The organism is Micromonospora sp. NPDC047740, assembly GCF_043204735.1.
GTDB lineage: Bacteria > Actinomycetota > Actinomycetes > Mycobacteriales > Micromonosporaceae > Micromonospora.
This window is the reverse complement of record NZ_JBIDCT010000016.1, coordinates 1-22063: the sequence shown is the minus strand read 5'-3', so window position 1 is coordinate 22063 and position 22063 is coordinate 1. Positions and strand designations below refer to the sequence as shown.

Sequence of the window (22063 nt, the reverse complement as noted above, 5' to 3'; positions counted from 1 at the left end):
CCCTCCCCGCCGGCCACCCCGGCACCCGCGTGACAAAAGGACGACCCCGATGAACAACGACATCGCCACCGAGCACCCCACCGACGACGGCATCGAACCGATCGCCATCGTCGGGCTCGCCGCCCGCCTGCCCGGCGCCGCCGACCTCGCGGAGTTCTGGCGCAACCTGGTCGACGGCGTGGAGTCGGTCACCGAGCTGACCCGCGAGGAGCAGCTCGCCCGGGGCGCCTCCGCCGAGGAGGTCGACGACCCGGGCTGGGTGAACCGGGCCCCGCTGGTCGACGGCTACGACGAGTTCGACGCCGGCCTGTTCGGGATGACCGCCCGCGAGGCCGAGATCACCGACCCGCAGCACCGGCTGTTCCTGGAGAGCTGCTACACCGCGCTGCAGGACGCCGGCTACGATCCGGCCCGCTACGACGGCTCGGTCGGCGTGTACGCGGGCACCGGCGGCAACACCTACCTGCACAAGTTCGTGCTGCGCAACAAGCGGGTCGGCGGCAACCCGCACGGCGCGGTCTCCCTCGCCACCGGCAACTCCCCGAACTACGTGGCCACCAACGTGTCGTACCGGCTGGACCTGCGCGGGCCGAGCCTGACCGTGCACACCGCCTGCTCCACCTCGCTGGTCGCGTTCCACCTGGCCTGCGAGGCGCTGCGTAACGGCGAGTGCGACATGGCGCTCGCCGGCGGCGTCAACATCGAGCTGCCGCACGTCGGCTACCTGGGCATGGACGGCTTCACCTCCCCGGACGGCCGGTGCCGCCCGTTCGACGCCGGCGCCAACGGCACGGTGTGGGGCAGCGGTGTCGGGGTGACCCTGCTCAAGCGTCTCTCCGACGCCATCGCCGACGGCGACACCATCCGCGCGGTGGTGCTCGGCAACGCGATCAACAACGACGGCGCCGGCAAGGTGGGCTTCACCGCCCCCAGCATCGACGGCCAGATGGAGGCCGTCGCCCAGGCGGTCGGCATGGCCGGCATCGACCCGCGCACCATCAGCTACGTGGAGGCGCACGGCACCGGCACGGCGCTGGGCGACCCGATCGAGATCTCCGCCCTCTCCGCGGTCTACACCAAGGACACCGACGACCGGGGCTGGTGCGGCATCGGCTCGGTGAAGTCCAACATCGGCCACCTCAGCCAGCCCTCCGGCATCGTCAGCGTGATCAAGACGGTGCTCGCCATGGAGCACGGCCTGATCCCGCCGACCATCAACTACGAGACCCCGAACCCGGCGATCGAATTCGCCGACACCCCGTTCTACGTGGCGAACACGCTGACCAAGTGGGACACCGACGGGGCGCCGCGCCGGGCCGGGGTGAGCTCCTTCGGCATCGGCGGCACCAACGCGCACGTGGTACTGGAGGAGGCGCCAGCCGCGTACCGTGCCGGGCGGCCGGTCCGCCCGGCGCACCTGCTCCAGGTGTCGGCGAAGACCCCCACCGCACTGGACGCGGCGGTGCGCCGGCTCGCCGACCACCTGGAGAACGGCGGCGGCGCCGACCTGCTCGGCAGCGCCGGAGGCGGTGCCGGGCTGCTCGCCGACGTCGCCCACACCCTGCGGGTCGGCCGCCAGGAGTACGCGCACCGCGCCGCCGTCGTCGCCGGCGACCCCCAAGCGGCGGCCGCTGCCCTGCGCGATGCCCGCAAGGGGCACCGGGGCGTCACCGACAGCCCCGCCCCGCGGGTGGCCTTCCTCTTCTCCGGGCAGGGCTCCCAGTACGCCGGCATGGGCGCCCAGCTCTACGCCGAGGACCCGGCGTTCGCGGCCACCGTGGACGAGTGCGCCGAGCTGCTCCGCCCCGAGCTGGGCCTGGACATCCGCGACCTGATCCTCGGCCGGGACCCGGCGGCGGGGGAGAAGCTCACCGAGACCCGCTACACCCAGCCGGCCCTGTTCACCGTCGAGTACGCCCTCGCCACCGCCTGGCAGCGGGCCGGGGTGACCCCGGCCGCGATGATCGGCCACTCGATCGGCGAGTACGTCGCCGCCACCATGGCCGGCGTGCTCAGCCTGCCGGACGCGCTGCGGGTGGTGGCCGCCCGGGGCCGGCTGATGCACTCGCTGCCCGCCGGTTCGATGCTGGCCGTGGCGCTGGACGAGTCGGCGGTCGCCGACCGGCTGCCCGAGGCGCTCGCCATCGCCACCGTCAACGGACCGGGCACCTGCGTGGTGGCCGGCGAGACGGCGGCCGTCGAGGAGTTCGCCGCCACCCTCAAGGGCAAGAGCAAGGTGCTGCGCACCTCGCACGCGTTCCACTCGCCGATGATGGAACCGATCCTTGACGAGTTCACCGCGCTGATGGCCACCGTGCCGCTGCGGCCGCCGGCCGTGCCGTTCCTGTCCAACGTGACCGGCACCTGGATCACCGAGGCGCAGGCCACCGACCCGGCGTACTGGGCGGCGCACCTGCGCCAGCCGGTCCGCTTCGGCGCCTGCGTGGCCACCCTGCTCGCCGAGGGCACCTGGGCGCTGCTCGAGTGCGGCCCCGGCAAGCAGCTGGCCAACCTGGCCCGGATGCAGGTCGCCAAGGCCGGCGAGGCGCAGCGGAAGCTCACCCCGCTGGGCAGCCTGCCCGGCCCGGGCGAGTCCACCGGCGACCTGGCCACCCTGCTCGGCAGCGCCGGCGCGCTCTGGTGCGCGGGCGTACCGGTGCGGCTGGCCGTCGACCCGGACGCGCGGCGGGTGCCGCTGCCCACGTACCCGTTCGAGCGCCGCCGCTACTGGGTCGACCCGGACCCGGTGGAGCAGGTGGTGGCGGCGCCGGTGGAGACCGGGCCCCGGCCGCTGCCGGAGTGGTTCGCGGTGCCGGTGTGGCGGCAGGCCGCGCCGGCCCGGACCACCAGCCCGCTGGGCCGGTGTCTTGTGCTGGCCGACGGCCCGCGCGGCGAGGCGCTGGTCGCCGCGCTGCGCGCCGCCGGCGACGACCCGGTCGAGGTACGCGCCGGCGACGCCTTCGCCGCCACGGCCACCGGTTTCCGGCTGCGCCCCGGCGTCCGCGAGGACCACGACGCCCTGGTCGCCGCGCTCGGCGCGGACCTGCCGCGGCGCGTCGTGCACGCGTTCGCCCTGGACGGGGAGCCGGCCGGGACGGACCTCGAGGCCGCCTGGGCCGCCCAGGACCGGGGTTTCTTCAGCGTGCTGCACCTGGTGCAGGCGCTTGCCGGCGCCGGGCTGACCGGTGACGAGCCGGGCCGCACCCTCGACCTGGTCACCGCCGGCACCGCCGACGTGCGCGGCGACGACCTGGTCCGGCCGGAGCACGCCACCCTGGCCGGCCTGGCCCGGGTGCTGCCGGTGGAGCTGCCCGGCCTCACCGTGCGCCTGGTCGACGCGGACGCCGCCGCGCGGGGCGCCGGCGCCCTGGTCGCCGAGCTGCGCAGCCCGGTCGACCCGGAGCACCCGGAGGTGGCGCTGCGCCGCGACCGGCGCTGGGTGACCGGGTACGAGCAGGTCACCGTGGACGCCGAGGGCGAGCCGGGCACGCTGCGCGAGGAGGGACGCTACCTGATCACCGGCGGCCTCGGCGGCCTCGGCATCACCCTGGCCGAGGACTTCGCCCGCCGGGTACGCGCCAAGCTGGTGCTGCTGGCCCGCTCCGGCCTGCCCGAGCGGGAGGACTGGGACGAGCACCTGGCCGTGCACGGTGGCGCCGACCGGGCCGGCCGGGCCATCGCGGCGATCCGCCGAATGGAGGCGGCCGGGGCCGAGGTGCTGGTGCTCGCGGCCGACGTCACCGACCCCGCCGAACTGCGCCGGGTACGCGAGGCCGCCGAGAGCCACTTCGGTGGGCTGGACGGCATCGTGCACGCGGCCGGCCTGCCCGGCGGCGGCATGGCGGAGATCAAGGAGCGGGCCGAGGCGGAGCGGGTGCTCGCCCCGAAGCTGGCCGGCACCCTCGCCCTCGCCCAGGTCTTCGGCGACCTGCCGCTGGACTTCGTGGCGTTGTGCTCCTCGATCACCGCGGTGATCGGCGGCTTCGGCCAGGTCGACTACTGCGCGGCGAACAACTTCCTGGACGCGTTCGCGCGGGCCGGGGTCGGCTTCCGTGCGCCGGTGGTGGCGCAGAACTGGGGCGGCTGGGCCGAGGTCGGCATGGCCGTGGAGACCAACGCGCCCGCCGCGTTCCGGGCCGCCGGCCGGGACACCGTCACCAGCCCGGTCGACCACCCGGTGCTGACCACGAAGGTGGCCGGCCCGGACGGCATCGTGCTGCACGGCCTGGTCTCCGCCAGCACCCACTGGCTGCTCGACGAGCACCGGATCGGCGGGGTGCCGGTGGTGCCGGGCACCGCCCACCTGGAGTCGGTACGCGCCGCGGTGACCGCCGCGCTGCCCGCTCCCGGCCCGCAGGCCGCGGTGGAGCTGCGCGACGTGGTCTTCCTGGAGCCGTTCTCGGTGCCGGACGGCACGGTCGCCCAGTACCGGGTGGAGCTGACCCCCACCGAGGAGGGGGTGGATTTCACCGTCGCCAGCCTGGCCGCCGGCCAGCTGCGTACCCACGTCCGGGGCGCGGCCGGCTGGATCGCGGAACCCGCCCCGCCGGCGGGTACGCCCACCGTCGCCGGCCGGCGGGTCGACGACGACGCGTCGTTCGGCCGGGGGCGGACCAGCATGCTCACCTTCGGGCCACGCTGGGCCGCGCTCGCCGAGCACCACCTGGCCGATCGGGAGGAGCTGGCCCGGATCGAGGCCCCCGCCGCGGCGCTGGCCGACCTGCCCTCGTGGGGGCTGCACCCGGCCCTGCTGGACGTGGCCACCGCGTTCGGCCGGGGCCAGGGCTCCGGCACCTACCTGCCGCTGTCGTACGGCCGGATCGTGGTGCGCGGGGCGCTGCCGGCGTCCTTCCTCAGCCACCTGCGGCACCGGGACAGCGCCACCGACGAGGTGGTGGCCGCCGACCTGTCCCTGCTGGACACCGACGGCCGGGAACTCGTCGCGATCAGCGACTTCGTGCTGCGGCGGGTGGACCAGGGCGCGGTCACCGGGGGCCTCACCGAGACCCCGGCCGCCGCGGCCGACGCCGCCGCGGCTCCGGTGACCGAGGACATCCGGCCGGTGGACGGGGCGGAGGCGTTCCGTCGCAGCCTCACCGCCGGACTCGGCGCGCAGGTGGTGATCGCCACCCGCACCGTCGCGGACATCCGCCGGCGGGCCGCCCGGGTGACCACCGACAGCCTGGAGGTGGCGGCCGAGGCGGTCTCCGCGCCGACCGCCACCGGCGGCGGTTCGGCCGCGCCCTCGACCGACCTGGAGAAGGTGATCGCCCAGGTCTGGCGGGACGGCCTCGGCGTGACCGAGGTCGGCGTGGACGACGACTTCTTCTCCCTCGGCGGCAACTCGCTGGTCGCGGTGCAGCTCATCGCCGCGATGCGCAAGGCCACCGGGGTACGGCTGCCGATGCGCAGCCTCTTCGAGACCCCCACGGTGGCCGGGCTGGCCGCCCGGATCGAGGAGCTGCGCGCCAGCCAGCCCGCCGACGAGCCGGCCGCCCCGGCGGCCATCCCGGCCATCCCGCGACTGCCCCGCGCCTGACCACGACGAACAGGAGACACCGCACCATGAGCGAGCGCAGCGAGCGAATCATTAGGCACAGTGCCCTGGAGCCTCATGCGGCTGCCGAGCGAAGCGAGGTGGCCGCATGAGCGACACGATCACCACACTCCCGGTGGTCATCGAGAACGACGGCCGGGCCCTGACCGACCTGATCGACGCCCGGCGCGCCGAGCTGCGCGCCGCCCTCGTCGAACACGGCGGGCTGCTCTTCCGCGGCTTCGACGTCGGCGGGGTGGACGGCTTCGACGGGGTGGTCCGCGCCCTCTCCGGCGAGCCGCTGACCTACACGGAGCGCTCGTCGCCCCGGCACTCCATCAAGGGCCGGGTCTACACCTCGACCGACTACCCCCCGGACGAGGAGATCTTCCTGCACAACGAGAACTCGTACCAGGCGCGCTGGCCGCTGACCCTGTTCTTCTACTGCATCACCGCGCCGCAGACGCAGGGCGCCACCCCGCTCGCCGACGTGCGCCGGGTCTACCAGGAAATCGACCCGGCGGTGCGTGAGGAGTTCATCCGGCGGCGCTGGATGCTGGTGCGCAACTTCCACGGCGACTTCGGCACCCGCTGGCAGGAGGTGTTCAACACCGAGAACCGGGCCGAGGTCGAGGCGTACGCGCTGGCGAACGGGATCACCGTGGAGTGGGTCGGCAAGGACGGCCTGCGCACCCGGGCGGTCCGGAACGTGGTGCACCACCGGCCCGGCTCGGACACCCCCCGCTGGTTCAACCACGCCACGTTCTTCCACCTCAGCACCCTGCCGAAGGACTACCAGGAGGGCCTGCTGGCCATGTTCGGTGCCGACGGCCTGCCGTCGAACACCTACTACGGCGACGGCGGCGAGATCCCCGCCGACGTCATGGACCACCTGCGCGCCGCCTACCGGGCGGCCACCGTCCGCTTCGACTACCAGCGCGACGACGTGCTGGTGGTGGACAACATGACCGCCGCCCACGGCCGGGAGCCGTTCACCGGCCCCCGCAAGATCGCCGTCGCGATGGCCGAGCCGCACACCCCCGACACCCCTGGAGCGAACTGACATGGCCGAACCCCGATTCCTGGTCGTGCACAACGACGAGGAGCAGTACTCGATCTGGTCGGCCGACCGGGACCTCCCCGCTGGCTGGCACGACGCCGGCTTCGCCGGCACCCGCGAGGAGTGCCTGGCCCACGTCGACACCGTCTGGACCGACATGCGCCCCCGCTCGGTACGCGAGGCCCACCAGTGAGCGCGAGGAGTGCGGCGGAGCGGAGCCCCGCAGCCGCGAACGGGAGACCACAGCGATGACTCAGGAATGGACCTTCCCGGCCTCCTTCGCCCAGGAGCGGGTGTGGGTGGCCAACCAGCTCGACGCCCACTCGCCGGTCTACAACGTCTCCGTCCCGTGGCGCTTCCCGGCCGGGATCGACGCGGACACCGCAGCCCACGTCGTCAACCAGGTGGTGGCCCGGCACGAGGCGCTCCGCACCCACCTGCGCGTCGACGACGGCGCCCTGGTGCAGGTGGTGCGGGCCCACGAGCCCGTCCCGATCCCCACCGACGACCTGCGGCACCTGCCGGAGGCCGAACGCCTCGCGGCGTTCGAGGCGATCCGCACGGAGCTGGCGCGTAACCCGATCCCGCTGGACGGCCCGCCGCTGTGGCGGGCCCGGCTGATCCGCCTCGACGACACCTGGGCGCTGGCGTTCGTGGTGCACCACGCCGTCTTCGACAGCCACTCGGCGGTGCTGTTCCACCAGGAACTCGGCGCGTTCAGCGCGGCCGCGCTGACCGACGCCGAGCCCGCCGTGCCCGAGCTGCCCATCCAGTACGCCGACTTCGCCGTCTGGCAGCGCGACCAGCTCACCGGCGCGGAGCTGGACCGCCAGCTCGCCTTCTGGACCGGCCACCTGGCCGGCGCGCCGGCGGTGACCGGCCTGCCGCTGGACCGGCCCCGCCCGGCCCAGCTCGGCTTCGCCGGAGACGAGGTGCGGTTCGACCTGCCCGAGGGGCTGCTCGACCGGGTCGGCGCCCTCGCGACCGGCGCGGCGGCCACGCCGTACATGGTGCTGCTGGCCGGCTTCGCGGCGCTGCTGTCCCGGATCTCCGGCGACACCGACGTGGTGGTCGGGGTCTCCACCGCCGGCCGCGACAGCGCCGAGCTGGCCCCGCTGATCGGCATGTTCGTCAACCCGGTGGCGCTGCGCTGCGACGTCTCCGGCGACCCGACCTTCGCCGAACTGCTCGGCCGGGTGCGGGACGGCCTGGTCGACGCGATGGAGCACGGACAGACCCCGTTCCAGAAGATCGTCGAGGCGGTCGACCCGCAGCGCGACCCGTCCGTGCAGCCGATCTTCCAGACCGCGCTGAACTTCATCCCCGACTCCGGCCTGGACCCGGTGGAGCTGGGCACCACCAAGGACGACCTGGCGTTCGACATCACCACCGGCGAGAGCCGGCTGGTCTACCGCACGGCGCTGTTCGACCGCGGCACCGCCGAGGCGGTCGTCGACCGGTACGTCCGGCTGCTCGCCGCCGCCGTCGCCGACCCGCAGCGGCGGGTCGCCGCGCTGCCGCTGCTCGCCGATGCCGAGCGGGACCTGGTGCTGGACGCCTGGAACGACACCGCGCACGAGGTGCCGCCGGCCACCGTGGTCGACGAGGTGCAGCGGCAGGCCGCCGCCACGCCGGACGCCACCGCGCTGGTCTGCGACGGCGTGCCGCTGACCTACGCCGAGCTGAACACCGCCGCGAACCGGCTGGCCCGGCTGCTGGTGGCCCGGGGCGCCGGCCCGGAGGCCCGGGTCGCGCTCGCCGTGCCCCGCTCCTGCGAGCTGCTGGTGGCCATCCTCGCGGTGCTCAAGTCCGGTGCGGCCTACGTCCCGGTGGACACCGCCTACCCGGCCGGGCGGATCGCGTACCTGCTGGACGACGCCGAGCCGGCCCTCGTGGTGGCTACCCCGGAGACCGCGGGCCTGGTGCCGGCCGGCGCGCTGGTGCTGGACGGGGAGGTGGGTTCGGACCAGGCCGACGACGACCTCACCGACGCCGACCGGCTCGCCCCGCTGCGCCCCGAGCACCCGGCGTACGTGCTCTACACCTCCGGCTCCACCGGCCGTCCCAAGGGGGTGGTGGTGGAGCACCGGGCGGTGACCGCCTACCTGGCCTGGGCCCGGCACACCTACCCGGGCCTGGCCGGCACGGCGCTGCTGCCCTCACCGGTCTCCTTCGACCTCACCGTCACCGGCCTGCTCGGCACGCTCACCGCCGGCGGGACGGTCCGGCTCGCCGCGATCGACGAGCCGGCGGCCCGGGTCGGCGGCCGGCCCACCTTCCTCAAGGTCACCCCGAGCCACCTGCCGCTGCTCGACGGCGAGCTGTCGCCCACCGTCGATCTGGTGATCGGCGGCGAGGCGCTCACCGGCGAGCAGCTCGCCGGGTGGCGGGCCGCGCACCCGGACGTCGCGGTGATCAACGAGTACGGCCCGACCGAGGCCACCGTCGGCTGCGTCGCCGCCCGGATCGCCCCGGGCGAGCCGGTCCCGGCCGGGCCGGTGCCGATCGGCACGCCCACCTGGAACACCCGGGCGCTGCTGCTCGACGCGGCCCTGCAGCCGGTCCCGCCGGGCGTGGTCGGCGAGCTGTACGTCGCCGGCACCCAGCTCGCCCGCGGCTACCTGCGCCGGCCCGGCCTCACCGCCGAGCGCTTCCTGCCCTGCCCGTACGGCCCGCCCGGGGAGCGGATGTACGCCACCGGCGACCTGGCCCGCTGGCGCCCCGACGGCACGCTGGAGTACCTGGGCCGCCGCGACGACCAGGTCAAGGTGCGCGGCATGCGGATCGAGCTGGGCGAGGTGGAGGCGGCCCTGCTGGCCCACCCGGACGTCCGGGCGGCCGCCGCGGCGGTGCGTACCGACTCGGGCGAACCGATGCTGGTCGGCTACCTGGTCGGCCCGGCCCACGAGGACTCCGTCCGGGCCGAACTGGCCCGGGAACTGCCCACCCACCTGATCCCGGCGGCCCTGGTCCGGCTCGACACGCTGCCCCTGACCCCGAACGGCAAGCTGGACCGGGCCGCGCTGCCCGCCCCGGCCACCGCCGTCCCGGCCGAGGACAGCTACGTCGCCCCGCGCACCGAGGCCGAGTCCCTGGTCGCCGAGGTGTACGCCGAGATCCTCCAGGTGGAGAAGGTCGGCGCCCTGGACGACTTCTTCGCCCTCGGCGGCAACTCGCTGCGCGGCATGCGGGCGATGGCCCGCATCCGGGCCGAGGTGGACGTCGAACTGCCCATGCGGGCGCTGTTCAGCAGCCCCGTGGTGGCGGACCTGGCCGCCCAGATCGAGGAGCGGATCGCCGCCGAACTCGACGGGCTCTCCGACACCGAGGTCGCCGCGCTGCTCGCGGCGGAAGAGGAAAGCAGCTGATGACCGACCTGAAGGATCCGACCCGGGAGGCGGCCCGGCAGGCGCTGATCGCCAAACGGCTGCGCGCCCGGCAGGCCGCCCCCGCGGCCCGGATCACGCCCCGGCCCGCCGACGCCGAGGTGCCGCTGTCGTACGCCCAGGAGCGGGTCTGGTTCATGGACCAGCTCGCTCCGGGCGAGGCGGCCTACCACATCGCGGTGCCGCTGCGGGTGCGCGGCCCGCTCGACGTGGCCGCGCTGCGCGCCGCCCTGGCCGCGCTGACCGCCCGGCACGAGTCGCTGCGGACCCGCTTCCCGGCCGACGCCGACGGGCGCCCCACCGTGGTGGTGGAGGAGACCGTCGAGGTGCCGCTGACCATCGTGGACGCCCCGGACGAGACGACCGCGCAGGCCCTGGTCGAGTCGGCCGCCGCCGAGCCGTTCGACCTGGCGCACGGTCCGCTGCTGCGCGCCCTGCTGGTCCGGCTGGCTGACGACGACCACGTGCTCTTCCTCGGCATGCACCACATCGTCGGGGACGGCTGGTCGGTGGACGTGCTGCTGCGGGACCTGATCACCCGGTACCGGGGCGGCGAACCGCCCACCCTGCCCGTCCAGTACGGCGACTTCGCGGTCTGGGAGGCGCGGGAGCTGGACGGCCCGCAGGCCCGGGCGCACGTCGACTACTGGAAGCAGCGGCTCGCCGCGATCACCCCGCTGGAGCTGCCGCTGGACCGGCCCCGTCCGGCCACCCAGACCTACCGGGGCGACTTCGTCGAGTTCCAGCTCGACCCGGCGGCCACCGAACGGCTCAACGACCTCACCCGGGACAGCGGCGGCACCCTGTTCATGACGCTGCTCGCCGCCTACCAGGTGCTGCTGGCCCGGCACGCCGGCCAGGACGACTTCGCCGTCGGCGCGTCGGTGGCCGGCCGCTCCGCGCCGGAGCTGGAGAACCTGGTCGGCATGTTCATCAACATGCTGCCGCTGCGCGCCGAGCTGGCCGGCGACCCCACCTTCCGCGAGCTGCTGGAGCGCACCCGGCGCAGCGTGCTGGACGGCTTCGAGCACGCCGAGGTGCCGTTCGCCAAGGTGGTCCACGAGCTGGGGCTGCCCCGGGACGTCAGCCGGTCCCCGGTGTTCCAGGCCATGTTCGTCCTGCAGAACTACGAGATGGGCCGGTTCACCGGCGTCTCCGGGTCCGACGAGGTCAGCTTCGAGTGGACGCCGATGGAGCTGCGGGCCACCCGCTTCGACTTCGAGCTGCACGCGGTGGAGACCGTCGACGGGCTCTGGGGCAAGCTGGTCTTCAACACCGACCTGTTCACCCGCGACACCGTCGAACGGATGGCCCGGCGCTGGACCACCCTGCTGGCCGCGATCGTCGCCGCGCCGGACACCCCAGTCTCCCGGCTGGAGCTGCTGCCCGCGCCGGAACGGGCGCTGCTGGCGGCGTGGAACGACACCACCGCCGACTTCCCGCGTACACAGACCCTGCACGGCCCCGTCGAGGAGCGCGCCGCCGCCACCCCGGACGCGGTCGCCGTCACCATCGACGGGCACAGCCTGACGTACGCCGAGCTGAACGCCGCCGCCAACCGGATCGCGCACCGGCTGCGCGCCGCCGGCGTCGGCCCGGAGACCCTGGTCGGCGTCTGCGCGGAACGCTCCGTCGAACTGGTCGCCGGCCTGCTCGGCGTGCTCAAGGCCGGCGGCGCGTACCTGCCGCTGGACCCGGAGTACCCGGCGGACCGGCTGGCCTTCATGGTCACCGACGCCGACGCGCCCGTGGTGCTGATCCAGGCGCACCTGCGCGACGTGCTGCCGGACACCGCCGCCACCGTCCTCGCCCTGGACGACCCGTCCGCCTGGGCCGACCAGCCCACCACGAACCCGAAGCCGTCCGCCGGCCCCGAGCACCTGGCGTACGTCATCTACACCTCCGGCTCCACCGGCCGGCCCAAGGGAGTGCCGAACACCCACCGGGGCATCGTCAACCGGCTCGACTGGATGCAGAAGACGTACCGCCTCGGCGCCGACGACGCGGTGCTGCAGAAGACCCCGGCCAGCTTCGACGTGTCGGTGTGGGAGTTCTTCTGGCCGCTGCGCGAGGGCGCCCGCCTGGTGCTGGCCAAGCCGGGCGGCCACAAGGACGCCGGCTACCTGCGCGATCTGCTGGTCGCCGAACGGATCACCACCGCGCACTTCGTGCCGTCGATGCTCACCGTCTTCCTCGCCGAGGAGGGCATCGAGGCGGCCACCGCGCTGCGCCGGGTCATCTGCTCCGGCGAGGAACTGCCGCTGGCCTCCGCCGTCGACTTCACCGCCCGGCTGCCCTGGTGCGGGCTGCACAACCTCTACGGCCCCACCGAGGCGGCCATCGACGTCACCGCCTGGCCCTGCGACCCGGCACGGCTGGCCGGGCTCACCGGCGTCCCGATCGGCGCGCCGATCGCCAACCTGCGCCTGCACGTGCTCGACCCGGCCGGCCACGAATGCCCCGTGGGCGTCGCCGGTGAACTCCACATCGGCGGCGTCGGGCTGGCCCGCGGCTACCACCGCCGGCCGGCGCTGACCGCCGAAAAGTTCATCCCCGACCCGTTCTCCGGCGAGCCCGGCGCCCGGCTCTACCGCACCGGCGACCTGGCCCGCTGGGTGACCGACACGGCGGGGGAGACCGGCGTCATCGAGTTCCTCGGCCGGATCGACCACCAGGTCAAGCTCCGCGGCCTGCGAATCGAGCTGGGCGAGATCGAAAGCGCGCTGCGCGAGCAGCCCGGGGTGACCGAGGCGGCGGTGATCGTCCGCGAGGACAGCCCCGGCGACAAGCGGCTCACCGCCTACCTCGTCGGGCCCGCGGAGCACACCGCGCTGAAGACCGCGCTCAAGGACACCCTGCCGGAGTACATGGTGCCGGCCGCGTTCGTCACCCTGGACGCGCTGCCGCTGACCCCCAACGGAAAGCTCGACCGCAAGGCGCTGCCCGCGCCCGTGGTCACCCGCGAGGCGTCGGTGGCGCTGGTCGAGCCGCGCGACGACACCGAACGGACGCTCGCCGCCATCTGGTCCGAGGTGCTGGGCATCGACACCCTCGGCATCGACGACGACTTCTTCGACCTGGGCGGGCACTCCATGCTCGCCACCCAGGTCGTCGCGAAGATCCGCAAGGCCGAGCTCGGCGGCCGGCCGGTCGGCGTGATGGACCTGTTCCAGCAGCGGACCATCCGCGACCTCGCCGCGTTCATCTCCGGCGACGGCGGCGAGGAAGGGCCCCGCCGGCTGCTCTACGAGCTGACCAAGCCGATCCCCGCCGGCAAGCGGGTGCTGTCCTACGTCTGCGTCCCCTACGGCGGCGGCAGCGCCATCGTCTACCAGCCACTCGCCGACGCCCTGCCGGCCGGACACGCCCTGTGGTCGCTGGCCATCCCCGGCCACGACGTCGGCCTCAGCGAGGACGCGCTGCCCTTCGACGAGCTGACCACCCGGGTCGCCGACGAGATCCTCGAGCGGGTCGACGGACCGATCGCGCTCTACGGCCACTGCGGTGTCGGCAGCGCCATCGTCGCCGAGGTGGCCCGCAAGGTCGAGGCGGCCGGGCGGGACCTCGAGGCCGTCTACATCGGCGCGATGTTCCCGTTCGCCCGCCCCAAGGGCCTCTTCGCCACCATGCGCAACCGGCTGGAGCAGCTCCGCAGCAACAAGCACTACGCGAGCTGGCTCAAGTCGATGGGCGTCGACACCGACGAGCTGGACCCGGAGCAGGCCGACCGGATCATCAGCAACATGCGCGCCGACTCCCGCGCCTCCGAGGAGTACTTCACCCGCCTGCTCGACCAGCGGGCAACGAAGCTGCGCGCCCCGATCGTCTCGGTCGTCGGCTCCGAGGACCCGGTCACCGACTACTACCGCGAGCGGTACGCCGAGTGGCAGTTCCTCAGCGACACCCTCGGGCTGGTGGTCCTCGACCAGGCCGGCCACTTCTTCCTGAAGTACCGCGCCGAGGAGCTGGCCGAGATCGTCACCCGGGTCCACCCGGCGGTGGTCGCCGGGGACGTCACGGCGCTCACCCCCGACGCCCTAGGCGAGGACGCCGGCTGGGCGGTCCTCGACCACCAGCGGGTGGGCGCGGCGGAAGGGCCGGCCAAGGCCACCGTCAAGCCGAGCATGGGTCGCTTCTTGTCGGTCACCGTCGGGCAGCTCGTCTCCAGCACCGGCTCCGCGCTGACCGCGTTCGCCCTCCCCATCTGGCTGTTCAACCGGACCGGGTCGGTGACCGACCTCGGCCTGCTCTGGGCGCTCGCCCTGATCTGCGGCGTGCTGATGCTCCCGGTGGCCGGCGCGATCGTCGACCGGGTCAGCCGACGCCGGATCATGATGCTGGCCAGCTCCATCGCCGGATCGATCCAGCTGGTCCTGGCCGTGCTGCTGTGGACCGACAACCTGGTCCTCTGGCACATCTACCTCCTGGTGGCGCTCAGCTCCGTGGCCGGGTCGTTCCAACGGATCGCGTTCCAGTCGGCGGTGCCGCAGCTGGTGCCGAAGCGCTACCTCGGCCACGCGATGGGCATCACCCAGCTCTCCACCGGCGTCGCCACCCTGCTCATGCCGGTCTTCGCGGCCGGCCTGCTCGCCGCGATCGAGCTGAAGGGCATCCTGCTCGTCGACGTGGCCAGCTACGTGGTCGCGGTGGCCACCCTGGCCGTGGTCCGCTTCCCCGACCTGCTCGGCTGGCGGCCCCGGGAACGGCTCCTGGTGGCCATCGCCAACGGCCTGCGCTACTCCTGGCAGCACAAGGGCTTCCGGCTGATGCTCGGCTACTTCGCGCTGGGCAACATCTTCCTGGCCCCCGCCCTGGTGCTCACCACCCCGCTGGTGCTCTCCTTCGGCACCCCGACCCAGGTGGCCCAGGTGGCGTTGGCCGAGGCGGTCGGTGCGATCGCCGGCGGCGTGCTCATGTCGCTCTGGGGCGGCCCGCGCCGGCGGCGGATGATCGGTGTGCTCGTGGCCAACCTCGGCACCGCGATCGGCTGCATGCTGATCGGCCTGGACGCCTCGCTGGTGATGATCTGCGTCGGCATGTGCTGGCTGGCCATGGCGATGACCACCGCGCAGTCGATCTACGCGACCATCGTCCAGGTCAAGGTGCCGCAGCGATTCCACGGCCGGGTGTTCAGCCTCAACCAGACCATCGCCTGGTCCACCCTGCCCATCGGGTTCGTGCTGCTCGCGCCGGGCGCCACCGCCCTGTTCGAGCCGATGCTCGCCCCGGGCGGGGCGCTCGCCGGGTCGGTGGGCGCGGTGATCGGCACCGGTCCCGGCCGGGGCATCGGCTTCGCGTACGTCTGCTTCGGGCTGGCCCTCGTGCTGGTCACCCTCGGCGGGTTCGCGATCCGGCTGCTGCGCCGGTTCGACCTCGAGGTGGATGACTCGCTCCCGGACGACCTGATCGGCGCCCAGGAGCGGGAACGCCGACTCGCCGCCCGGGCCGCCGAACGGGAGCCGGTCGCGGCCTGACACAAGGGCCCTTCTCCACGCCTCCAGTGGAGAAGGGCCCTTCCTTCTTACGCGCGTCGCGCGCGGGGGCCTCCGGAGGCCCCGGGCTCACCACCGTGCCGGCGGATCCGCCAGCTCGTCCTCGGGCAGTTCCTGCGGCTGCGCCACCCACGCCGAGTAGACCGGCAGGCCGTGCCACGGCCCGCCCGCGCTGTCGGTGGCCACCGCCACCACCGCGTACGGGTGGCCGAACCGCAGCTCCGCCACCCGGGCTACGCCCTCCGGCGGCAGCGCCGTCCGCGTGGCGAACGCGGTCACCGCGGCGGCCTCGAAGCCGTACCGCCCGTAGCGGGCCACCGCCGACTGAGCCGCCTCGTACCGCGGATCCGCCACCCCCATGAGCCCCCCGAGCGCCTGCGCGGCGACGGCGAAGCCGAACCCGGGCGGCGTCAGGTCGTGCCGGCTCTCCGCCGACCAGCACGGCAGCACAGCGCCCGCCCGCTCCTCCCGACCGTCGGACGCGAAGGTGCGCACCGGCTCCTCCCGGATCGTCCACAGCGGCGTGTCGCCCAGCGGCACGTCGAACAGCGACCGCTGGCCCGCTCCGATCCCGTCCCCGGTGGTGGCGGCACCGGCGGCGAGCTCCTGGGCGGCGGCAAGGACGTCCGGCACCGGCACGTCCGGGTCGGCGGCGACGGACACCACCAGCAGGCCGGCCTCCCCGCCGGCGATGGACACCGGCCGGGCCGGCGCGGCGTGCACGGCCACGTCACCGGCCCGGGCGGTGGTCGCGATCCCGCACCAGTGCCGGTACGCGGGGGCGCGCAGCACCCGCTCCAGCCGGCCCGCCCAGGCGCTGCCCGCGCCGAGCTGCTCGGCGGGCGCCACCTGGAACGGCTCCGCCCAGGACACCCTGGTGGCCAGGGCGTTGGCCAGGATCAGCAGGGTCTGCGGGGAGACCGTGAGCGGGAACCGCTCGATCAGACCCTCGGTGTGCTCCCGCGCCCACGCGTCCAGCGCCGGCTGATCCGGCAGCGGGCCGGTCTGCGTCCGCTCCGGCAGCGTCGCGCGCCAGCCGGCCAGCCCCTCGGCGGGCGTCCGCTCCCACAGGGCGGTGGCCGAGGCGACCAGCGGGTGCGGCGCCGACAGCAGCGCGTGGGCCAACGCGGCGGCCTGGTCCACGTCGGTGCCGAGCGCCTCCTCCATCGCGCCGCGCAGGTCACCGGTGGCGGCGGGGCCGCTGAGCGCGAGGAGCAGCCAGGCGCCGAGCGGTGAGGCGACGTGGTGCGCGTCGCCGGCGGCACGGTGCAGCCGCTCGGCGTAGTGGGCGAGAGATCCGTGGATAGGGTTCACCGCTCCACTGTGCCGGTTGCCGGCGGATTCGTCATGACCACAGCTCGAACGGCTCGTCGATCTCCTCGCCGGCCAGGAACGCCGGCAGCAGCTCGGGCAGCCGCCCCGGATAGCAGCGCGGCCGGACGGCGACCACCTCGGCGACCGGCCACCAGCGGAACCCGAAGTAGTCCTCCACCTCGTAGTCGAGCCGGTGCGCCTCGTCCACGTCCGGTCCCGGCCCCGGCAGCCGTACCGGGACGATCACCTCGTCCTGCAGGTGGCGCCGCTGCCGGTGGATGAAGCTGGCCCGCCGCCGCCAGGTCGGCGCGCCCACGTCGGCCGGCGGGACCACGATGCCGGTCTCCTCGCGCAGCTCCCGCACCGCCGCGTCGAGATACGTCTCCCCGTCGTCGAGCCCGCCGCCGGGCAGCTCCCACCAGACGCCGAGGCGGGGGTGCTCCGGGTCGCGGGTGTGGAACAGCAGCACCCGCTCGGCGGCGTCGAGCACCACCAGCCGCACCGCCCGGCGTTCCAGCACCGGCAGGTCGCGGGGCAGCTCGGGAGTCATCAGTGCACACCGCCTTGTTCATTGAGGCCGGCCGCGTTGCCGCCATCGTGCACGGTCGCGGCGGGCTCGGGCAGCTCCAAATGCTCGGTGCTCGGTCCGGCCGGGGAGCTGACCGTCAAGTGTCAACGGTTCCGGTCATCCTCGGGCGTGACGAACGTCCCGCGCCCGGTGAAGGTTACTACCGGGCCTTCCTCGCGCAGCGCGTCGAGCGCGGCCCGCACGGTGCCGCGCGCTACGTCGTACGTCTGCGCCAGCGTCACCTCGCCAGGGCGCTTGTGCCCGGGTGGCCACTCGCCGCATCGAAGTACAGCAACCGTGCCATCCGAACCGAGCCGAGAAGCGCCTCAGCGCCCGTGACCTCGCATCAAGCCCGACCCGACCTGCTCGCCGAGAGTCCATAGGTTCAGGGTTCGAGTCCCTGGCGGCCCACTCGAACGGATACCCAAACGGAGGGGGTCATCAAGGGGACAGCCGCACGCACCACAAGCCTGCCTTTGGGAGATCACCTTCCGAGGCCCGTCCTTGGGAGTCGCGGGTCAGTTCTGGCCGGGGCTTGCTACGGGTAATCCTGCGGCCTTGGCGCATTCGAGCAGCCGCCGGTCGTAGGTGACGAAGGCGATGAGTGCTGTTCCGGACTCGTTGGTCAGAACCTGGGCGGTGGCGAGGTGGATGGCGTCGAGGCTGCGTAGCGTCGGCTCGGCGAACGCTGCTGCAGTCGCGCGGATCGTACTGTCGATCTCCAGTCGGAAGAGCCGCCCGACGGCCGCCGGCACTCCGATCAAGGCTTGCGGAGCTGATCGGCGCAACGCTCTGGGCACCTCCACCTCGACGAGAGCGGAGGAGATCAGCGGCACGTCGTCGTGGGTGTTGAGCCAGGAGACAAGGTCAGCAGTGCATGCCTCCTGCCGAACCAGCTTGACGACGGCGGCGGAATCGAGGTAGATCACCAGCGCTCCTCGTCTCGCATTCCGGCGAGCGTGGCGGCCACGTCCACATCCTCGTCACCGAGCTTCGGTGGAAGCGGAACGGGACCGCCGCCGGTCGGGGCAACGGCCCGTCCCGCAGCTACCAGCTTGGCCAGCATCGACCGGTCGTCGCCTACCGGCACAAGTCGCGCGATCGGGTGCCCACGATCGGTGATCTCGACGGTCTCGCCGCGGCTCACCCGAGCCAACACCTGGCTCGTGTTCTGGTTCAGCTCCCGGACACCGATGCGTTCCATGGACAAGAGTGTAGAACTAAATGTTCTACCTTGCCAGCTGCTCGCGTGACCAGGGCTGCCTCCCCGCCGAAACAAGACCGGCGGCACCAGGCAAAGGGCCACTGCGACTCCGGGCCGTTCGGTGAGCGCGTACGGGTTCCGACGGTCCGGGTGCGCCGATCAGGAGGTCCACCCGGTGCTCCCCGCACCATGCGGCAACCCAACCGACCACCGCCCGCTCCTCGGGTGGACAAGGAGGTCGGCTGGAAGCCGGCGTGGGGCCGACGCGGTCCAGGCGGTGTCGACCGGCGGGTGCCGTAGTTCGAGCGAGTCGTGAAGATCGAGGAGGAGCTTGAGAGGGTGATCTCTTCGGCGTCGGCGAACCGGACCGACGGTTCGGCTGGTCGGGCCGGAATCATCGGGCACCGCCCGACGAGCGCGAGCTGGGCAGATTCAGCGGTAGCGGGTCACCGGCGATCGTGGTGGTGTGGTTCGCATGGTGGTACCTCCGGCCCACTCTTCCGCCGCCGAGATCGGCGAGGTCGACCGGTTCGGCGGTCCGGCGCAGCTGGCCTCCTAGGCCGGGCTCACCCCACGGCACCGCGAGTCCGACCTGGTTGTGCACCGCGGTCAAATAACTAAACAAGGCTCCACGCTGGTGCGCCGGTCGAGGCGGCGCACGGCGTTCGGCACACCGCCGGCTGGCTGACCGACGCCCGCGCCCGCATCGCTGACCGACGCGGACGCAACCTCGCCACCGTCGGGGTGGCCCGCAACTGCTCACCCTCGTCTACTACGGCCTGCGCGACGGGCGCATCCGTGCCCTGAGCCCGGCCCGGGCGGCGGCGTGAGCAGGTTCGGACGTGGCCGTGCCTCGTCTGGCCCCCGTCGGCCGACGGCGAGGCCGCCCGCTTGATTGACCCCGTCCGGTCACGGTCGCACACCACCATGCCCCGGAGGAACCCCGCGGGGCGAATGGATGACTGGCAGGCGAACCCGGCCTGCCCGTGGGGATTCGGCACGCTGATACGGCGGCGGCTCAGCTTCCCCCTACCTCCTAGCGGGAGTCGGCCGGGGTCGCCGGCGGAACGGCTTTCGACAGCAACGCTGACATTAGCAACGCGGCCGGACGGCGGCACGCTGACGCGCGCTGGCATGGACGAGGCTCCGAGCGTGCAGCCGTTGCCGGACGCGTGCGGACGCGACGCACAGAGCTCAGACGGAAGTAGCGCAGGCGCGTGCGAGATGGAGGAGATCGGCCACTACCAGGCAGCCGGGGTGGCGCGCCAGCGGCATGTTCCTCTTGTAAGCGAGTAGTCCGGGCCTGCGGGTCGACTGGACCCCGTCACCGAACAACGGGCCACACGTCCACAGCGGCACCGACGGCAGTGACTAGTCAGCGACGTGGATGACGACCTTACCGCGGCGTTTGGCCGTCTCGAGCGCCTCGTAACCTGAGCGCGTCTCACTGAGGGGCAGCACGCGGTCCAGCACTGGCCTCAACCGGCCGTTATCGACGAGCTCTGCGATGGAACGCAACGCGTTCTGGTTGGGCTCGACGATGAAGTACACCCCACGAACGCCATGCCGGGCTGCTTCCTGCTGGTCGGGTGGGGTGACGAGGGTGACGAGGACACCGCCCGGTTTCAGGACCGACCAGGACCGCGACTGCGTGGCTCCTCCGACAAGATCAACGACCACGTCCACGTCGCGAACATGATCCTCGAAGCGGTCGTGCGCATAGTCGATAACCTGCTCGGCACCCAGACCCTTGACGAATTCCAGGTCGGCCGCCGCCGCCGTGGCGCTCACACGAGCACCGAGACCGGCCGCGAGCTGCACCACGAAGATCCCCACGCCGCCGGCGCCGCCCTGCACCAGCACGTGCTGGCCGGCCTGCAGGCCGGCGTGGTCCACCAGTGCCTGCCAGGCACTCAACGCCGCCAGTGGGAGCGCTGCGGCGTGGTCGTGGTCAACGGTGGAGGGTTTGGCCGCCAGGACGGCCGCGGGCAGTGCGACGTACTCGGCCGCCGCGCCATCGCGGGTGAAAGGGATCAAGCCGTAGACGGCCTCCCCCTCGGCGGGGCTCTCCACCCCCGTCCCGGACGCCGCGACGACTCCGGAGAACTCATGCGACGGGATGATCGGAGTGCGCTCAGGCCCTGACCCGTCTGAGCTGTGCGTCCACGTCTGCGGCCAGGTGAGCTCAGTGGGTGTCATGGAAGCAGCCTTCACGGCCACCAACACCTCACCAGGCCCCGGCTCGGGCCGCGGCGCCTCCTCGTACACGAGCTGCTCCGGCCCGCCTCTGGTGTGAGCTCTCACGGCGTGCATCGTGCTCATCCGAGTGCTGCTCCCTCCCCGCATTTCGATCAACCCGCCGGCCGCCCCTGGGGATAAACCGCAGGCGAACTCCCGCATTATCTGGCGGTTCGGCAGCGCACCTGTCGAACTTCGTAACCCTTGCCCCTTCGGCGCAGAAGCGCGCTGGATCAGGGGCGCCGGGCAGCAGCACGCGGCGGACGTGTGGCGGCGGCCGGCGAAGCCAAGGCGTGAGGCAGAACAGGAGCAGGATCCCGTCGAGCAGCCAAACCACCGAGCATGGGCGGACGACGGCGGACGGGACGTCATGCCCGGCATTTGGACCAGGCCGTGGACCAGCGTTCGGGGGCTGACTCGCAATGCGTAGGTCGAATCAGCTGGCCCCCGGAGCCAGGCGGTAGCTGCTACAGACGTCCAGCAACAGAGCGGCCGTGATCTCGAGCTCGTCGGTGCCGTCCAGCTTCACCTGCCGTTCTTCGTCAGCGCTTCGAGGAGGATGCCGCCACCCATCACCACCGCCGCGTACACGGCGAACCAGTCCATCATCCGCGCGCACCCAGCCGGGCCAGGTCGTCACCCTTGGTCGAGGCCGCCGCCCACCTGATCGAGCATCCTCGAAACCGAATCCCCGCTGTGCACAACACGATAATTTCGCGATATGGGCATCACCGGGGGGATAGCGTGCTTCTTTCTGATCGTCGTCATTGGGGCGCTCATCGTGTTCTGGCTGGTGCGTTACGCGTTCGGCCCGAAGCAGCCGAAGCGGGCGGACGAGGTGTTGGAAGAGTTACGACCGCCACCACCGGACGATCCAACGCCGCCGCAGCACCCGCGCGACAGTCGTTGACGCGGCGACCGACCGGCCCTGGGTCACCAGGTCAGGAAGAGGCGTCGACCAACACCTGGTCGTCCGTCCCCGCGAAGTGCATCTCGACGCGCGGCTGCCCCTCTAGAGCGAAGGTGAAGCAGCGAAGAGAAACGAGACAACCACCAGCGGATGGCAGGAGGCGACGCAAGGCAGCAGACGCGCCCTGTGCTGAGGCATAGGACGACACCGGACGTGATCCGACGACGTCCCGTACCCGCGTTCACACCGACAAAGCGGTCTGCCAGCGGACACGGCATGCTCCGGGTAGGCGGACAGTTTGCTCCGGGCTGGCGGACATGAGATTTCCGTGCCTGCGGTCACGTGCTCTTCCGGA

Annotated in this window: 11 protein-coding genes and 1 pseudogene; 6 read left to right on the top strand and 6 right to left on the bottom strand. The window is 73.1% G+C overall.

All coding sequences use genetic code 11. The annotated features are described in order from the left end of the window. The first annotated feature begins 49 nt into the window (after window positions 1–49). The 5 genes from ACGF4F_RS26770 to ACGF4F_RS26750 all read left to right on the top strand — a co-directional run bounded on the left by ACGF4F_RS26770 (window position 50) and on the right by ACGF4F_RS26750 (window position 15456). A complete protein-coding gene (locus ACGF4F_RS26770; RefSeq protein ID WP_357445578.1) occupies window positions 50–5539 on the top strand; it encodes an SDR family NAD(P)-dependent oxidoreductase in 5490 nt (1829 codons plus the stop codon). Window positions 5540–5645: 106 nt separating this feature from the next. After that, a complete protein-coding gene (locus ACGF4F_RS26765; RefSeq protein WP_393081452.1) occupies window positions 5646–6599 on the top strand; it encodes a TauD/TfdA family dioxygenase in 954 nt (317 codons plus the stop codon). Between the two features lies 1 nt (window position 6600). Beyond that, window positions 6601–6789 carry an MbtH family protein gene (locus ACGF4F_RS26760; protein ID WP_357445585.1) on the top strand — a complete coding sequence of 63 codons (189 nt, stop codon included), beginning with the start codon at window positions 6601–6603 and terminating at the stop codon, window positions 6787–6789. Window positions 6790–6844: 55 nt separating this feature from the next. Next, window positions 6845–9964 (top strand): amino acid adenylation domain-containing protein, encoded by a 3120-nt coding sequence (locus ACGF4F_RS26755; protein WP_357445588.1) that lies wholly within the window; start codon window positions 6845–6847, stop codon window positions 9962–9964. Next, a complete protein-coding gene (locus ACGF4F_RS26750; RefSeq protein ID WP_393081448.1) occupies window positions 9964–15456 on the top strand; it encodes an amino acid adenylation domain-containing protein in 5493 nt (1830 codons plus the stop codon). Before ACGF4F_RS26755 ends, ACGF4F_RS26750 begins: the two co-directional genes overlap by 1 nt. 87 nt (window positions 15457–15543) lie before the next feature. Here ACGF4F_RS26750 and ACGF4F_RS26745 read toward each other — a convergent pair whose 3' ends face one another. The 6 genes and pseudogenes from ACGF4F_RS26745 to ACGF4F_RS26720 all read right to left on the bottom strand — a co-directional run bounded on the left by ACGF4F_RS26745 (window position 15544) and on the right by ACGF4F_RS26720 (window position 20882). Next, a complete protein-coding gene (locus ACGF4F_RS26745) occupies window positions 15544–16788 on the bottom strand; it encodes a hypothetical protein (RefSeq protein ID WP_393081445.1) in 1245 nt (414 codons plus the stop codon). A gap of 31 nt (window positions 16789–16819) precedes the next feature. Beyond that, the gene (locus ACGF4F_RS26740; protein WP_393081442.1) at window positions 16820–17338 is read right to left on the bottom strand and encodes an NUDIX hydrolase; all 519 of its coding nucleotides are present in this window, start codon (window positions 17336–17338) and stop codon (window positions 16820–16822) included. Between the two features lie 122 nt (window positions 17339–17460). Further along, a pseudogene (locus ACGF4F_RS26735) lies at window positions 17461–17631 on the bottom strand (GntR family transcriptional regulator); the annotation flags it as partial. A gap of 243 nt (window positions 17632–17874) precedes the next feature. Further along, complete coding sequence (locus ACGF4F_RS26730) at window positions 17875–18285, bottom strand: type II toxin-antitoxin system VapC family toxin (RefSeq protein WP_393081439.1); 411 nt, start codon at window positions 18283–18285, stop codon at window positions 17875–17877. Next, entirely contained in the window at window positions 18282–18560 is a 279-nt protein-coding gene (locus ACGF4F_RS26725) for a type II toxin-antitoxin system Phd/YefM family antitoxin (protein WP_393081436.1), read from the bottom strand. The genes ACGF4F_RS26730 and ACGF4F_RS26725 overlap by 4 nt, the downstream gene beginning before the upstream one ends. A gap of 1371 nt (window positions 18561–19931) precedes the next feature. Then, on the bottom strand, window positions 19932–20882 hold the full coding sequence (locus ACGF4F_RS26720) for an NADP-dependent oxidoreductase (RefSeq protein WP_393081433.1): 951 nt from the start codon (window positions 20880–20882) through the stop codon (window positions 19932–19934). A 637-nt stretch (window positions 20883–21519) separates the two neighbouring features. Between ACGF4F_RS26720 and ACGF4F_RS26715 the strand changes: the two genes are divergently transcribed. Next, the gene (locus ACGF4F_RS26715) at window positions 21520–21708 is read left to right on the top strand and encodes a hypothetical protein (protein WP_393081430.1); all 189 of its coding nucleotides are present in this window, start codon (window positions 21520–21522) and stop codon (window positions 21706–21708) included. Window positions 21709–22063 lie beyond the last annotated feature (355 nt).

What these genes read in the sequence shown, in the direction of transcription:
- ACGF4F_RS26770 (WP_357445578.1), top strand. Translation starts at nt 50, where the DNA reads ATGAACAACGACATCGCCACCGAGCACCCCACCGACGACGGCATCGAA.
- ACGF4F_RS26765 (WP_393081452.1), top strand. Translation starts at nt 5,646, where the DNA reads ATGAGCGACACGATCACCACACTCCCGGTGGTCATCGAGAACGACGGC.
- ACGF4F_RS26760 (WP_357445585.1), top strand. Translation starts at nt 6,601, where the DNA reads ATGGCCGAACCCCGATTCCTGGTCGTGCACAACGACGAGGAGCAGTAC.
- ACGF4F_RS26755 (WP_357445588.1), top strand. Translation starts at nt 6,845, where the DNA reads ATGACTCAGGAATGGACCTTCCCGGCCTCCTTCGCCCAGGAGCGGGTG.
- ACGF4F_RS26750 (WP_393081448.1), top strand. Translation starts at nt 9,964, where the DNA reads ATGACCGACCTGAAGGATCCGACCCGGGAGGCGGCCCGGCAGGCGCTG.
- ACGF4F_RS26740 (WP_393081442.1), bottom strand. Translation starts at nt 17,338, where the DNA reads ATGACTCCCGAGCTGCCCCGCGACCTGCCGGTGCTGGAACGCCGGGCG.
- ACGF4F_RS26725 (WP_393081436.1), bottom strand. Translation starts at nt 18,560, where the DNA reads ATGGAACGCATCGGTGTCCGGGAGCTGAACCAGAACACGAGCCAGGTG.
- ACGF4F_RS26720 (WP_393081433.1), bottom strand. Translation starts at nt 20,882, where the DNA reads ATGAGCACGATGCACGCCGTGAGAGCTCACACCAGAGGCGGGCCGGAG.
- ACGF4F_RS26715 (WP_393081430.1), top strand. Translation starts at nt 21,520, where the DNA reads ATGGGCATCACCGGGGGGATAGCGTGCTTCTTTCTGATCGTCGTCATT.